Here is a 13,667-nt window from a genome sequence, read left to right as displayed (position 1 = left end):
CAATACAATTATAATACTTTTTTGAACATATGTCAAGAAAAATTATTTAGATTTGTTAATTCTTTTTAATTCTTTAGCTAAATATTTAGCCGTATAACTGACATCCTGATATTTTTCTATTATTTCTTTTATTGTTCCGGCTGCTATTACTTTTCCTCCTTTGCTTCCCCCCTCAGGTCCCATATCTATTATATAATCGGCGTTTTTTATAAAATCAAGATTATGCTCGATTACAATGACACTGTTTCCTAAATCTACCAAGTGTGATAAAACTTTCATTAAATTATCTATATCCGCAAAATGTAAACCGGTTGTGGGTTCATCCAGAATATAAAGGGTGTTTCCGGTATCTCTTCTGCTTAATTCTTTTGCCAGTTTTATTCTCTGGGCTTCTCCGCCGCTTAGTGTTGTGGCGTTTTGTCCAAGGGTTATATATCCAAGCCCCACATCTTTGAGAGTCTTTAGTTTTTGTTTGATTTTAGGAATTTTTTCAAAAAATTCATAAGCCTCATCCACACTCATTTCAAGTATATCCGCAATGGATTTCTCCCTGTATTTAATTTCAAGTGTCTGATCGTTGTATCTTTTGCCTTTGCATGCTTCACAGGTTACCATTATATCGGGTAAAAAATGCATTTCTATTTTTATCTGTCCCTCACCTTTACAAACTTCACATCTCCCTCCTTTTACATTGAAACTGAATCTGCCCGGAGTGTAACCGCGTAGCTTGGCTTCGGGAGTTAAGGAAAAAAGTGCCCTTATATCATCAAAAACACCCGTATAAGTTGCTGGATTGCTTCTTGGTGTTCTGCCTATCGGGCTTTGGTCAAGATATATGACTTTATCAAGCTGTTCGAGGCCTTTTATTTCCACTCCTTTTACTTTTTGTATCTTTTTTGCATGATTTAATATTTCTTTTGCCACAGGAAGAAGTGTCTGAAGTATAAGAGAACTTTTCCCGCTGCCGCTTACACCTGTAACACATACAAGGTTCCTTAAAGGAATTTTAGTGTTTAAATTTTTAATATTGTGTATATTGACATTTTTAATTTTTAGCCATTCATTTTGGGGGCGGTTTTTTTGATAATTTATATCTTTTTCATATCTTAAATACTGTGCTGTTAATGTATTGGTTTTTATAAGTTTGTCCGCATTTCCCGCAAAAATAACTTCTCCTCCGTTTTTTCCTGCATTTGGACCTATATCTACGATGAAATCCGCATTTAAAATTGTTTCCCTGTCATGCTCTACCACAATAACGGTGTTTCCCCTGTCTCTTAAATTTTTCAGTGTATTGATAAGTTTTAAAGTATCTCTTTCGTGAAGGCCGATGCTCGGTTCATCCAATACATACAGCACCCCGGTCAGTCCGCTTCCTATCTGGCTGGCGATTCTGATTCTCTGGCTTTCGCCACCGCTTATTGTTCTTGCATCCCTGCTCAGTGTTAAATATCCAAGCCCCACATCCACTAAAAAAAAGAGTCTTTCTTTTATCTCTTTTAAAATAGGTTCGGATATTTTTTTATCTTTGTCGGATAAATATTCAAAATTTTTTTTATTGCTGAAAAATTTATATGCTTCCTCTATCGGCATAGAAATAATCTCAGCAATTGTTTTTCCGGCTACTTTTACCGCCAGGCTTTCCGGTTTAAGTCTATATCCAAGGCATACCGGACAGGTGCTTTCGCTCATTATTTCGCTTATATCGTCTTTGTAGGTATCGAGCGCTATTTGTCTGAGTCCGGGCCATGGTTTGGAAATGGTGTGTTTTGCGTAAATAAATGTAATGTCATAAGCGGTGCCGTTTAAAATCAGTTTTTTTTGAAGCTCGTCAAGTTCGTAAAAACTTTTATTCATATCTATTCCCACTTCTTTGCAAAATGCTTTAAAAAACTCCTGGTAATATTTTTTATTAAAACCCCATATTAGAGGAATTGCACCTTTATTTAAAGGTCTATCTTTTATTACTTTTTCAATATCGAGTGAATAAACAACCCCAAGTCCGTCGCATTTCGGGCATGCACCTTTGGGGGAATTGAAAGAAAAAGAAGTAGGCTCAAGCTCTTCAAAACTGACTTTACATTTAAAACATGCCTTATGTTCGCTGTAATGAATAAAATCTTTTTCCATTCCTAATTCTTTGGCGTTAAGTATTTCTATTTCGACTTCCCCGAAACTTTTATTCAGCGCTTTTTCAACAGCTTCGGCTATTCTTGCTTTGTTTTCTTCTTTTATGATAACCCTGTCAATTACCGCTTTGATTGTATGTTTTAAGTTCAACTTCCTCATCAAGCCTGATGAGAACTCCGTCTATATAAGCCCTGATTATTCCATCATGCCTTAATTTTTCTTTAATTATTGGGGCATAAATTATAAGTTTTGCCCCTTTTGGCAGTTTTAAAATTTCGTTAATGATGTCCTGGGGAGTCATTTTAGTTATTTTTTTACCGCATATATGACAGTGCTGAATCCCTATTCTTGCATATAAAAGTCTCAGATAATCATAAATTTCCGTAACAGTTCCCACGGTTGAGCGCGGGTTTTTTGAGGTTGTCTTCTGGTCTATTGCAATAGCCGGGGTGAGCCCTTCTATTTTATCCACATCCGGTTTTCCGGCCTGTTCCAAAAACTGTCTTGCATAAGAGCTTAAACTCTCAATATATCTTCTTTGGCCCTCGGCATAGAGAGTGTCAAATGCAAGAGTTGATTTTCCGCTTCCGGAAAGACCTGTAAAAACAATGAGCTTGTTTTTAGGTATTTCTAAATTTATATTTTTTAAATTGTTTTCCCTGGCACCTATAACTTTTATTTTATCCATTAATCTCCTTTAAAATATGGTGAGTAGTGAATTGTGAGCCCGCCCGGCCGCTTGAAAAGCGGCAGGGTAGTGAGTAGTGAATTATGAATTATTAAAATTTATAAATTACTCATCTCATAACTCAAAACTCATAACTCATAATTCATAACTCATAATTTAAAATTATCCTATTTCAATGCTCCATACGGCAAATAAAAATACAAACATTTCAGTGGCATACAGTTTCCATTTCGGCTGTGTTTTATAAAGCTGGTCTTTTATTTCAATATATTCAGAATATGTAAGTGTAGAAAACATTCTTTTTATCACCGTGTCGAGATAATCATCCTTATCGTCTGTTTTGAGCGAAATAAATATATGCCTGTATATCATAAAAGTTTCCAATGTTGCAAGTATGATTAACGCAATGTCTATTTTGTGCAACAATGCCATTTCTATAATTATAATTTCAAATATATAAAAAATAATTATATATCCCAAAACAGGATTATGGTTTTTTAGATAATAAAGTGCAAAAAGTTTGTCGGATGCACTTTTTATTTTAAAGCTTTCCAAAATATAAATTCTAAAAACAATAAGTAAAAAAACTATAATTTCCGCTACTAATTTAATATCCATTAAAATCCTTAAAAATAAAGTTTGTATATCATAGAAACAAATACCCCTATATACCAGATTAAGAGTAATTTTTTATGATGTTTGGGATGAAGTTTGTGATATGATTTTATACCAAAAAAAGTACCGATTAAGCTTGCAATACCTATTGAAAATCCGACTTTATAATCAATATGGCCGGCAAGGGACTGTGAAATAAATCCCGAAACGGAAGAAAATACCACAAAAAAGAGACTAAGACTTACTGTTGTTTTTAATTTGTATTTTAAAAAACCTACAAGTATCGGGGTTATTAAAATAGCCCCTCCCACCCCTACGCTTATTGCTATCGTTCCAACAAATATTCCGATAAAAAAAAGTTTTTTATTGTCTATCGGAGGCTCGTGCTGAGGCTCTTCGACGGTTATAAAAAACCTGATTATCGCAATAAAAACAAGCGTCAAAAAAATTATACCCAAAATTTCTTTGGGCGTATATTTTACTATAATACCGCTGAGCATTGCCCCGAGTGCACCTCCTAATCCAAGGGAGATACCGTTTTTTATTTTAAGAAGGCCTTTTTTGTAATTAAGATAGCTTCCAAAAATAGAGCTCATCATCATCTGTATAACACTGATTCCTATTGCTTCTTTTAATTCAAATCCCAAAAATAAAAGAGCGGGCACCAAAATAGTCCCTCCACCAATTCCAAAAAATCCGCTTGCAAAGCCTGTAAATATTCCTATTAGGATAGCACTTATCAAAATCAGCCTTTTTTTGATAAAATTATATCCAAAAGGGAAAGATATGATTGAAATTATAAAAGAAGCCGTAAAAAACTATTTAAATTCGCTAAACACTGAATTTGATGAATGTGGCGGAGAGAAAATAAACGGATTTGTCAGTAAAATAGAAATTGACGGGTATAAAAAAGCCGATATTTATATAGTTGTGCCTGCCGAAAAGCTTGATATGGTTTCTTTATACTGGTTCGGAGATAAAAACTACGATCCGAAAGATTTAACTAATGAAATTGCAAATCTGATAGTGGGAAATGCCAAAATTATTGCCCAAAAGAAAAAAATAAATTTTAATATATCCACCCCTGAGTTTTTAGGAAAATTTAATAAAAATATTGAATATGACGATGTGTTGGCGTTTAAATACAAAACGGTATGTTTTTATATTCTGTTTAAGGAAAAATAATGCAAAATCCAAATGAAGAGAGAATTTATGAATTAATTCCGGATTACGGCCATTTATTAGATACCGAGGTTTTGTTTGAAAGTGATTTGGGAAGGGTGGAAATGAGTTTAAGGGAAATATTAAACCTCCAAAAAGGCAGTGTAATAGATTTAAACAAACCTGCAGGGGAAAGCGCCGAAGTTTATATAAACGGCAGGATAATAGGAAAAGGCGAAGTGATGGTTTATGAAAAAAATCTTGCCATAAGAATAAATGAGGTTTTGGATGCGAATTCTTTGGTATATTATCTGACAAAGGAAAAATAGTGAAGAAAATAATTATTTTATTTTTGGCGTGTTTAATTTACGGGGCAAATCTGATTGACGTTAATTTTTTTGAAAACAAAAACATGCTGGATATTCTTTTTTCTCTCGATTCCAAATTCGACGGCAAAATTATAAAACTTGCACAAAACAGATTTTTAATAAAAAATATAAAAACCGATAATGCAGTAGAAAAAAATTTTAATAATTTTTTTGTAAAATCCGTTATTATAACTCCGGTAAAAAATTCTGTTGAAGTGGAAATAGCTTCAAAAAATAAGTATAATGTAAATGTGGCGCTTACGCCGGACGGTTACGGAATAAGGTTTAGAATCCAGTCTTTAAAACCTCTCCAGACAAATCTGCCCACGATGCCAAAAGAAAATTTTTCTTTTACGAGGTATATTGTTGTAGTTACAATTTTAATAATTTTGGCTATAATCCTGCTTTATTTAAAAAAAAGAGGGTTTTCGTCAAAATTACCGGCTTTAAAAAATGATATGAAAGTTCTTTCACAAAAATTTATTGATGCCAAAAACAAAGTTGTTTTGTTTGAATATCAAAATAAAAAATATTTGATGCTTATCGGAAACACCAATATACTTTTGGATGTTTTTGAGAAAAATTTCAAAGCCCCGAAAAATGAAGCTGAATTTGATGAAATGTTAAAACTAAATAATAAAATTAATGATATAGAAAAATATATAAAAAATGCAGACAATATAAAGGAGTTAGATGAAACAATTTGATTGTATAGTTGTCGGCGGAGGGCATGCGGGAATAGAAGCTGCCGCAGCTGCAGCGAAAATGGGTAAAAGGACCCTTCTTTTAAGTATGCTTGTAGAGCAGATTGGAGCTCCAAGCTGTAATCCGGCAATAGGAGGACTTGCAAAAGGGCATCTTGTTAAAGAAATAGACGCACTTGGAGGGCTTATGCCTCTTGCCACCGACAATGCAGGAATTCAGTTTAGAATTTTAAATGAAAACAGAGGCCCCGCTGTCAGGGGAAGCAGAGCCCAGATTGATATGGACAGATACAGAATATGGATGAGAACCGCCCTACTTAATACACCCAATCTTGAAATAGCCCAGGAAATTGTGGATGAAATAATAGTAAAAAACGGGAAAGTCGCAGGTGTTAAAACAAATTTATTAAATGTTTATAAGACAAAAACACTGATTCTAACCACGGGAACTTTTATGAGGGGGATAATGCATTTCGGCCCTGTAAAACTCGAAGGGGGCAGATTTCACGAACTTCCTGCAAAAAAAATATCAAAATCACTTGAAAATCTGGGTTTTAAACTGGAAAGGTTAAAAACAGGGACTACTGCAAGAATTGATGCAAGAAGTATCGATTTTTCTAAAATGGAACTGCAAGAAGGCGATAAAAATCCAAAACCGTTTTCATTCAGAACAGACAAAAAAACATTTAATCCCGAGCAGCTCCCATGTTACATAACATATACAAATGAAACAACACACGATATTATTAAAAGCAACTTCTATAGAGCCCCTCTTTTTACCGGCCAGATTGAAGGAATAGGGCCAAGGTATTGCCCCAGTATTGAGGATAAACTGAATAAATTTCCGGATAAAGAACGACACCATGTATTTATAGAGCCTCAGACAAGAGAGGCAACCGAATATTATTTAAACGGTCTTTCAACTTCTCTTCCTATGGATGTGCAGGATGCGTTTATCCATTCAATTTTGGGACTTGAAAATGCAAAAATAGTAAGATACGGCTATGCCATAGAGTATGACTTTATTCAACCTACAAACCTTAAACATTCTTTGGAAACAAAAGAGATTGAAGGACTGTTTTTTGCCGGGCAGATTAACGGAACCACCGGTTATGAAGAGGCGGCGGCGCAGGGAATAATGGCCGGAATTAACGCTGTGCTTAAAGTTGAAGGGAAAGAACCGATAATTTTCAGAAGAGATGAGGCATATATAGGCGTATTGATAGACGATTTGGTTACAAAAGGAACAAATGAACCTTACAGAATGTTTACAAGCAGGAGTGAATACAGACTCTTATTAAGAGAAGACAATGCAATGTTAAGACTTGCAGATTATGGATATAAGCTTGGTCTACTTAATGAAAAAACATATGAGAAAGTATTAAAACTAAGAGAAGAAATAAAAAAAGGCCTAAAAATATTAAATGAAACATTCGTAACTCCAAACAAAGGAATAAATACAAAACTTGAAGAACTTGGAGAAGAGAAAATACAAAACAAAATGGAAATAAGAAAAATAGTCGCAAGACATACGTTTACAAAAGAGAAACTTCTTAAAATGTTTCCTGAGTTCTCATCTTTAAGTGATGACGCACTCGAGCAGATTTTGATTCAGGCAAGATATCATCATTATATCCAAAGGCAAAAAGCACAGATTGATAAAATGAAAGAAATGCTAAAAGTTAAAATTCCGGAAGATTTTGAATACAGAGGGATTCCGGGACTCAGTCGCGAAATAGTTGAAAAACTTGAAAAACACAGACCCGTTACTCTTTTTCAGGCAAGTGAAATAAGCGGAGTTACTCCCGCCGCTATCGATATAATACATATGTATATTAATATGAGGAAAAGAAAATGAATTATATTTATGTTTATACGGCAGATGGAAAAAAATTTGAAAGAATTGATAAAGCCGCTTTAATAGCTAATAATTTGGATGAATTTGTATTCGGGGTAAATGATATTGAAGCAATAGCATATTTAAAAGAAAAATATAATTTTAAAGCTATGAATATAGATGCTGTTATTGATATTTTAAATGTCTGCGGCGCAGATGATAATATATATTTGTGCACGCCTGAGGATAAAACTGTAATTAAGGCAAATTTTAAAAATGTTAAGGAGTTTTGCAATGAATAATAAAGAAAAACCGTTTAATTTCTGGCTTTTTATGATAGGTATTTTTATAGCGCTTTTGGTTTTAACATCTATTGTAATCGGTGTTCCCTATCTTCTTTCAAAATAATAGAAAATTTACTTCCTTTTTTCTTTTCGCTTTGGATTTTTAATTTAAAATTATGCATATCAAGAATTTTTTTTGTTATATAAAGCCCCAGCCCCAGGGAATTATCCCAGTCGTTTTTTGCAATTCTGTAAAATTTCTGTGTTATTAAATCTATTTTGTCTTTTTCTATGCCTACTCCTTTGTCTGTTATTTCTAAAAAATTTTCATTTAAATCTATAATAACTTTCTCTTTTGAATATTTCAGGGCGTTTGAAATAAGGTTTGAAACGGCGATATCTATCAGATTTTTATCTGCTTTTATTATTACAGGCTTTAAATTTAAAACCAGCCTTTCTTCATCAAACGATTTTATCAGCTCTTTTATTGAATTGTCTAATTTTACTTCTTTAAAATTTGGTTTTAATTTCTGATTTTCTATTTTTGTAACTAAATATAACCTGTCTATTAAATTTGTAAGTCTTAGTGAGTTTTTATGTATTTTTTCGAGAAATTTTTGATTTGTGTTTACATCAAGTCTGTTATTTAAGATAGTTTCGATATAACCGTTGATTATTGATATGGGATTTTTAAATTCATGGGAAATTGCTGAAATGATATCGTCTTTAAATTCATTTTGAATTTTTAGTTTTTTATTTTCGAGTTTTATTTTTTTAAGCTGTTTTTTTAATTTTTCTATCTCTTTTTTTTCGTTTTTACAAACAAATTTTTTAATTTTTACTTTTAAATTTCTCATTATACATTATCCATTTTATATTATTTTAATGTGTATCCGATTCCTCTTTTTGACTCTATTAAATCAATTTTATGGTTTAATCTGTTAATGGAGACATTTACGCTTTTTTCATTTATTTCTAAAAGTTCAGCTATTTCATCTTTGGAAATTACTCTTTTTGGATTTTCAAAAAATATTTTTAACAGTTTAAATTCTGATTTTGTTAAATCGACTGTTTCATTATCTATCAGTAAATTTTTATTTATTAAATCAAGTTTGTAATTTTTATATGATAAGAAATTGCTCTTTTTATTGTGTCTTTTTAAAACGGCTTTAATTCTTGCAATCAGTTCTTTTATGGAAAACGGTTTTTTAATATAGTCATCCGCACCCTTTTCAAAGCCCTCCAATACATCTTCTTCAGCTGTTTTTGCGGTTAAAAAAATAACGGGAATATTGAAACCCTCGTCTTTTAAATTTTTAACAAATTCGCTTCCTTCAATATCCGGCAAATTTCTGTCCACTATTAAAAGGTCAGGATTTTCCTCTATAATAAAATCTCTTACTTTTTTTGTATTTAAAAATCCTACTGCATCAAATCCAGCTTTTATTAAATTAAATTCCAGTAAATCAAGTAAATCCTCTTCATCTTCTATTAGGGCAATTTTTATCAAAAATCCATTCCTTCTTTTGCAAAAAGCAGATATTTTGTAATTGTTTTTACGCTGTCTGTAATTCTTTCAAGTCTTTTTGCAACATTCATAATTTTTAAAATTTCATCTATATTTTCTTTTGATTTTATCTCTTTAAACAGTTCTTTGTATATTTCATCGGCAATTTTTTCCTGGGAAATAATTGTTGAATATGCATCTTCAATAGTATCCCCCTTTATGGCAAGTTTAAGCGTTTCAAGCGATGTTATGGCACTTTGGTGAAGTGCGTCAATTTTTTCGTTTTTAAAATCGTATTTTTTAATAAAATATTTGATTGAGCGTTTTATTTTGTTTAAAAAAGGGGTGATTTTAAGTATTGCTATCGCTTCTCGTAAAAATTCACCCTGCGGATGGAGAAGGGCAATGAATTTTATAACTTCGTCATCAAGGTCTTTCAGGTCAATAAGGAAAAAATCATCTTTTATCTCTTTTTCTTTAAGTGTGGTGCTTAAAATTTCAACTGTTTTTTCAAATAATTTTTCTATTTTATTTAGTTCTTTTTCAAATTTTGAAAGCATTTTAAATCCTTTGTTATATATTTATGTATAATTATATAATAATGTAAAAAAAAATTTTGTTATCAAAATGTTATTTTATTTTTTTATAATTTCAAGACAAAAAAATTAAGGAGAGAGAATGTTAAAAAAATTGGCTTTTGGAGCATTACTTGGTGCAAGCGCATTTGCATGGACAATTAACGGTACTGGATCTTCATTTCAATATCCGGTAAACAAAGCGTGGATAAAAGGTTTTTATTCTGAAACTTCAAACAGGGTAAACTATACAGCAACAGGAAGCGGGACCGGTATTAAAGAAATAGAGGCAAGACATGTCGATTTCGGCGGAACAGACAAACCTTTGACTCCCAGGACATTGAGAAAATATCATTTGGCACAGTTTCCTACTGTAATAGGGGGAATTACACTTGCATACAATATTCCTGGTGTTCACAGTTTAAAACTAAGCGAAATTGCAATAGAGGGTATAGCCCTTGGAAGCATTCAATACTGGGACAACCCTTGGATAGTAAAATACAATCCGAATGAAAAACTGCCTCATAAAAAAATTATTTTTGTTCACAGAAGCGACAAATCAGGAACAACTTTTAACTTTACATATTATCTAAGTAAATTAAGCACAACCTGGTTTCATCATTTCGGTGTTCATAAAGCAGTTAACTGGCCTACCGACGCACAGGGCAGAGGTGTCGCAGGAAAAGGAAACTTCGGTGTAAGTACTGCTATTAAAACAAATCCATATTCAATAGGTTATGTTGATTATGCGGATGCTGTTAAAAACGGGTTAAATTTGGCAGAAGTTCAGGGAAAAGACGGGGCATTTTATGCGGCAACTCCGGCAAATTTTGCAAAAGGTGCGGCTTACGGAGGATTTTCACCTAAAAATGATTTTTTTAAATTGATTGCTTATCCTAAAAAAGGTTATCCGATTTTAGCCCCTACATTTGATTTAGTTCATTATGATAATCCAAAAACAGCTAAAAGGGTTACATCATTTTTCTCTTATGCATACGACCATGACGAAGTTGCTTCTAAACTTGGATATATTCCGCTTCCAAGCAGTGTAAAAGCGTTGGTTAAAAAATACTGGGCTGAAAAAGGAATTTCTCCGGAAAAATAAAAAAAGGACTTTAAATCCTTTTTATTTTTTTCTATAATTTTAGTTAAAAAGGCCATATATGGAATTTCTTTTCAGAAAATTAACTTCAATAAGCGCCACGGTTATTTTATTAATCCTTTCAGCTATTTTTATTGTTTTGTTTATTTATGCAAAACCCGCCATTAAAGAATACGGACTGCATTTTCTGGTTGATCCGAGATGGGGTGTAACTATTCAAATACCTGTAAAAAACAGTGCAACTGTTCAAAACAGTACTAATTCCAATGCTTCTGTATCTGTGGGAAATAATCAAGACAATTCAGACAATATGTCCGATTCCGATAATGTTGATGCGTCTCTCGGTCTTGGCGGGGATGATGTTGACAGTGCAATATCAGGCGGAGGAGAAAATAGCCAAAATTATAAAACAAAAGAAATTTACGGCGGATTGATACCTATTGTAGGAACTATTCTATCAACTATTATAGCTATGCTTTTTGCGGTTCCTGTTGCAATGGGTATTGCTATATTTTTAAGCGAGATTGCTATGCCGATGCTTGCCAAACCGGTTGGAATAGCAATAGAACTTCTTGCTGCAATACCGAGTATTATTTACGGTATGTGGGGTCTTTTTTATTTTGGTCCTTTTATTTCACATATTTTCGGAGGTCCGAGCGTCAATTTACTGGTGGCCGGACTGGTGCTTGGCGTTATGATAATTCCATTTATGGCTTCTTTAACGCGTGACAGTATGAATACAACTCCCGATGTATTGAAAGAATCCGCTTATGCTCTGGGGGCTACAAAATTTGAAGTAATTAAAGATGTGATTTTTCCTTATGCAAAAAGCGGAATAATAGGAAGTATTATTTTAGCCCTAGGAAGGGCTCTTGGTGAGACAATGGCTGTTGCGTTTGTAATAGGGGGAGTATTTAACTATCCTAAAAAACTTACCGACCCGACGGTTTCCATCCCTGTGGTTTTGGCAAACTCTTTTTCAGAAAGCAGCGGTATGAGTCTGGCGGCTCTTTTTTATTTATCACTTGTTTTATTTGTTGTATCTTTTATAGTGATAGTAACAGCAAAATTTTATTTTTTAAGGAAAAATAAATGAGACTTATAATTAATAAATTAATTCTTTTGCTTTCAACTCTTGCTGCAATTTTAGGGCTTGTTTTTTTATTTTGGATATTAATTACATTGACAATTAAAGGTGTCAAATCGCTTGATTTGTATATTTTTACTCACGATTTGGTTGATAACGGTCTTAGAAATCTTTTTATCGGGCAGTTTATTTTAGCTTTTATTGCTGTAATAATCGGAGTTCCTATCGGAATGTTAGCTGGAATTTATCTGCAGGAGTATTCTTTTGGGAATAAATATGCCCAGTTTATAAGAAATTTAAGTGATGTTATGATGAGTGCGCCTTCCATTGTTATAGGCGTATTTGTTTATGCAATCGTTGTAAATCCCATGGGTCATATGAACGGATGGGCTGGTGCAATTGCCCTTGCCATTATGATGCTTCCTATTGTTGTAAGAACAACCGATGATATGCTGGGGCTCGTTCCAAAAGAGCTAAGGGAAGCCGGAGTGGCAATAGGTGCACCGAAATATAAGGTGATTTTTGATATAGTAATAAAAGCTGCAAAAATTGGTATAATGACAGGACTTTTACTTGCATTTGCAAGGATTGCCGGGGAAACTGCGCCACTACTTTTTACAAGCGGAAACAGTGCTTATTTTACACTTAATTTAAATGAGGAGTTTCCAAGTCTGACTGTTGCTATTTACAATCTTGCAACAATGCCGGATAAACATTTGGTGGATATTGCTTGGGCGGGCGCTTTTTTACTTACCATTTTTGTTTTAATTGTTAATCTGCTTGGAAGATATGTTATCAGAGAAAGGAAAAAATAATGATAAAAGTAATGGATGTCAAAAATTTTTATTTTACTTACGCCGGGGCGGAAAAACAGACCCTTAAAAATATAAATATGCCAATTTATGAAAAAAAAATAACGGCTATGATTGGGCCTAGCGGATGCGGAAAATCCACCCTTTTAAGAAGTTTTAACAGAATTCACGATTTATATCCGGGTAATAAATATGAAGGTGAAATTTTACTTAAAAACAAAGAAACTAATAAAATGGAAAATATTTTAGAATTTAAAAAAGAAAATGAACTTATAGCTCTTCGTCAAAGAGTAGGTATGATTTTTCAAAAACCCACTCCTTTTCCGATGAGTGTTTATGATAATATTGCTTACGGTCTTAAACTTATGGGTAAAAAACAAAACCTTGATGAAAAAGTGGAAGAGGCCTTAAAAGGCGCCGCTTTATGGGAGGAAGTAAAAGACAGATTAAAAGATGATGCAAGGGGCCTCAGCGGAGGTCAGCAGCAAAGACTCTGCATTGCAAGGGCTATTGCAGTTGAACCAGAGGTTTTATTGATGGATGAGCCTACAAGTGCGCTCGATCCGATTTCTACTGTAGCTATTGAAGAACTTGTAACAAAACTTAAAGATACTGTAACTATTGTAATAGTGACTCATAATATGCAGCAAGCAAGCAGGGTCAGTGATTATACCGCTTATATGTATTTGGGCGAACTTATTGAATTTGGAACTACCGAGCAGATATTCCTTTCACCTAAACAAAAACATACAGCCGATTATATTGCAGGAAAATTCGGATAAGATTTATAGATTAAC

Annotated in this window: 15 protein-coding genes and 1 pseudogene; 10 read left to right on the top strand and 6 right to left on the bottom strand. The window is 33.2% G+C overall.

Annotated features, from left to right (window positions below; translation table 11 throughout):
* Positions 1 to 42: 42 nt before the first annotated feature.
* The 3 genes and pseudogenes from uvrA to DZ67_RS0102560 all read right to left on the bottom strand — a co-directional run bounded on the left by uvrA (position 43) and on the right by DZ67_RS0102560 (position 4,176).
* Positions 43 to 2,818: pseudogene (uvrA, locus tag DZ67_RS09700) on the bottom strand (excinuclease ABC subunit UvrA).
* Between the two features lie 162 nt (positions 2,819 to 2,980).
* Positions 2,981 to 3,436 (bottom strand): hypothetical protein, encoded by a 456-nt coding sequence (locus DZ67_RS0102565; protein WP_024787128.1) that lies wholly within the window; start codon positions 3,434 to 3,436, stop codon positions 2,981 to 2,983.
* 8 nt (positions 3,437 to 3,444) lie between these two features.
* Positions 3,445 to 4,176, bottom strand: coding sequence for a sulfite exporter TauE/SafE family protein (locus tag DZ67_RS0102560; RefSeq protein WP_024787127.1), 732 nt, complete (start codon positions 4,174 to 4,176; stop codon positions 3,445 to 3,447).
* Positions 4,177 to 4,219: 43 nt separating this feature from the next.
* On the opposite strand from DZ67_RS0102560, the gene DZ67_RS0102555 reads away from it, so the two are divergent.
* The 6 genes from DZ67_RS0102555 to DZ67_RS0102530 are packed head-to-tail and all read left to right on the top strand — an operon-like array spanning position 4,220 to position 7,911.
* Positions 4,220 to 4,618: a hypothetical protein gene (locus DZ67_RS0102555; RefSeq protein ID WP_024787126.1), complete on the top strand. Its 399-nt coding sequence runs from the start codon at positions 4,220 to 4,222 to the stop codon at positions 4,616 to 4,618.
* On the top strand, positions 4,618 to 4,923 hold the full coding sequence (gene fliN, locus DZ67_RS0102550) for a flagellar motor switch protein FliN (RefSeq protein WP_024787125.1): 306 nt from the start codon (positions 4,618 to 4,620) through the stop codon (positions 4,921 to 4,923). Before DZ67_RS0102555 ends, fliN begins: the two co-directional genes overlap by 1 nt.
* Positions 4,923 to 5,669: a flagellar biosynthetic protein FliO gene (locus DZ67_RS0102545; RefSeq protein WP_024787124.1), complete on the top strand. Its 747-nt coding sequence runs from the start codon at positions 4,923 to 4,925 to the stop codon at positions 5,667 to 5,669. The genes fliN and DZ67_RS0102545 overlap by 1 nt, the downstream gene beginning before the upstream one ends.
* Positions 5,656 to 7,524 (top strand): tRNA uridine-5-carboxymethylaminomethyl(34) synthesis enzyme MnmG, encoded by a 1,869-nt coding sequence (gene mnmG / locus DZ67_RS0102540; protein ID WP_024787123.1) that lies wholly within the window; start codon positions 5,656 to 5,658, stop codon positions 7,522 to 7,524. Before DZ67_RS0102545 ends, mnmG begins: the two co-directional genes overlap by 14 nt.
* Positions 7,521 to 7,805, top strand: coding sequence for a hypothetical protein (locus DZ67_RS0102535; RefSeq protein ID WP_024787122.1), 285 nt, complete (start codon positions 7,521 to 7,523; stop codon positions 7,803 to 7,805). The genes mnmG and DZ67_RS0102535 overlap by 4 nt, the downstream gene beginning before the upstream one ends.
* Positions 7,798 to 7,911: a hypothetical protein gene (locus tag DZ67_RS0102530; RefSeq protein ID WP_024787121.1), complete on the top strand. Its 114-nt coding sequence runs from the start codon at positions 7,798 to 7,800 to the stop codon at positions 7,909 to 7,911. The genes DZ67_RS0102535 and DZ67_RS0102530 overlap by 8 nt, the downstream gene beginning before the upstream one ends.
* On the opposite strand, the gene DZ67_RS0102525 is transcribed toward DZ67_RS0102530, so the two are convergent.
* The 3 genes from DZ67_RS0102525 to DZ67_RS0102515 are packed head-to-tail and all read right to left on the bottom strand — an operon-like array spanning position 7,874 to position 9,854.
* Positions 7,874 to 8,644, bottom strand: coding sequence for a sensor histidine kinase (locus DZ67_RS0102525; RefSeq protein WP_024790677.1), 771 nt, complete (start codon positions 8,642 to 8,644; stop codon positions 7,874 to 7,876). The genes DZ67_RS0102530 and DZ67_RS0102525 overlap by 38 nt on opposite strands.
* Before the next feature lie 20 nt (positions 8,645 to 8,664).
* Positions 8,665 to 9,297, bottom strand: a complete 633-nt coding sequence (locus DZ67_RS0102520; protein WP_024787119.1) for a response regulator transcription factor — start codon at positions 9,295 to 9,297, stop codon at positions 8,665 to 8,667.
* The gene (locus DZ67_RS0102515; RefSeq protein ID WP_024787118.1) at positions 9,294 to 9,854 is read right to left on the bottom strand and encodes a PhoU domain-containing protein; all 561 of its coding nucleotides are present in this window, start codon (positions 9,852 to 9,854) and stop codon (positions 9,294 to 9,296) included. The genes DZ67_RS0102520 and DZ67_RS0102515 overlap by 4 nt, the downstream gene beginning before the upstream one ends.
* Before the next feature lie 118 nt (positions 9,855 to 9,972).
* Here DZ67_RS0102515 and pstS point away from each other — a divergent pair, with 118 nt between their 5' ends.
* Genes pstS through pstB form a run of 4 tightly spaced genes read left to right on the top strand, consistent with a single transcriptional unit; the run spans position 9,973 to position 13,652 of the window.
* On the top strand, positions 9,973 to 10,974 hold the full coding sequence (pstS, locus tag DZ67_RS0102510) for a phosphate ABC transporter substrate-binding protein PstS (protein WP_024787117.1): 1,002 nt from the start codon (positions 9,973 to 9,975) through the stop codon (positions 10,972 to 10,974).
* Positions 10,975 to 11,032: 58 nt separating this feature from the next.
* Entirely contained in the window at positions 11,033 to 12,067 is a 1,035-nt protein-coding gene (gene pstC / locus DZ67_RS0102505) for a phosphate ABC transporter permease subunit PstC (protein WP_024787116.1), read from the top strand.
* Entirely contained in the window at positions 12,064 to 12,873 is an 810-nt protein-coding gene (gene pstA / locus DZ67_RS0102500; protein WP_024787115.1) for a phosphate ABC transporter permease PstA, read from the top strand. Before pstC ends, pstA begins: the two co-directional genes overlap by 4 nt.
* Entirely contained in the window at positions 12,873 to 13,652 is a 780-nt protein-coding gene (pstB, locus tag DZ67_RS0102495; protein ID WP_024787114.1) for a phosphate ABC transporter ATP-binding protein PstB, read from the top strand. Before pstA ends, pstB begins: the two co-directional genes overlap by 1 nt.
* The last annotated feature ends 15 nt before the right edge of the window (positions 13,653 to 13,667 follow it).

The organism is Lebetimonas sp. JS138 (genome assembly GCF_000523335.1).
Classification (GTDB): Bacteria; Campylobacterota; Campylobacteria; order Campylobacterales; family Nautiliaceae; genus Lebetimonas.
Note: the sequence above shows the minus strand (reverse complement) of the source record. Positions and strands in the feature narration are given on the sequence as shown.

Bases quoted from the DNA above. Each gene is read 5' to 3' on its own strand.
- DZ67_RS0102565 (WP_024787128.1), bottom strand. From the start codon at position 3,436: ATGGATATTAAATTAGTAGCGGAAATTATAGTTTTTTTACTTATTGTT.
- DZ67_RS0102555 (WP_024787126.1), top strand. From the start codon at position 4,220: ATGATTGAAATTATAAAAGAAGCCGTAAAAAACTATTTAAATTCGCTA.
- fliN (WP_024787125.1), top strand. From the start codon at position 4,618: ATGCAAAATCCAAATGAAGAGAGAATTTATGAATTAATTCCGGATTAC.
- mnmG (WP_024787123.1), top strand. From the start codon at position 5,656: ATGAAACAATTTGATTGTATAGTTGTCGGCGGAGGGCATGCGGGAATA.
- DZ67_RS0102535 (WP_024787122.1), top strand. From the start codon at position 7,521: ATGAATTATATTTATGTTTATACGGCAGATGGAAAAAAATTTGAAAGA.
- DZ67_RS0102530 (WP_024787121.1), top strand. From the start codon at position 7,798: ATGAATAATAAAGAAAAACCGTTTAATTTCTGGCTTTTTATGATAGGT.
- DZ67_RS0102525 (WP_024790677.1), bottom strand. From the start codon at position 8,644: ATGAGAAATTTAAAAGTAAAAATTAAAAAATTTGTTTGTAAAAACGAA.
- DZ67_RS0102515 (WP_024787118.1), bottom strand. From the start codon at position 9,854: ATGCTTTCAAAATTTGAAAAAGAACTAAATAAAATAGAAAAATTATTT.
- pstS (WP_024787117.1), top strand. From the start codon at position 9,973: ATGTTAAAAAAATTGGCTTTTGGAGCATTACTTGGTGCAAGCGCATTT.
- pstC (WP_024787116.1), top strand. From the start codon at position 11,033: ATGGAATTTCTTTTCAGAAAATTAACTTCAATAAGCGCCACGGTTATT.
- pstA (WP_024787115.1), top strand. From the start codon at position 12,064: ATGAGACTTATAATTAATAAATTAATTCTTTTGCTTTCAACTCTTGCT.
- pstB (WP_024787114.1), top strand. From the start codon at position 12,873: ATGATAAAAGTAATGGATGTCAAAAATTTTTATTTTACTTACGCCGGG.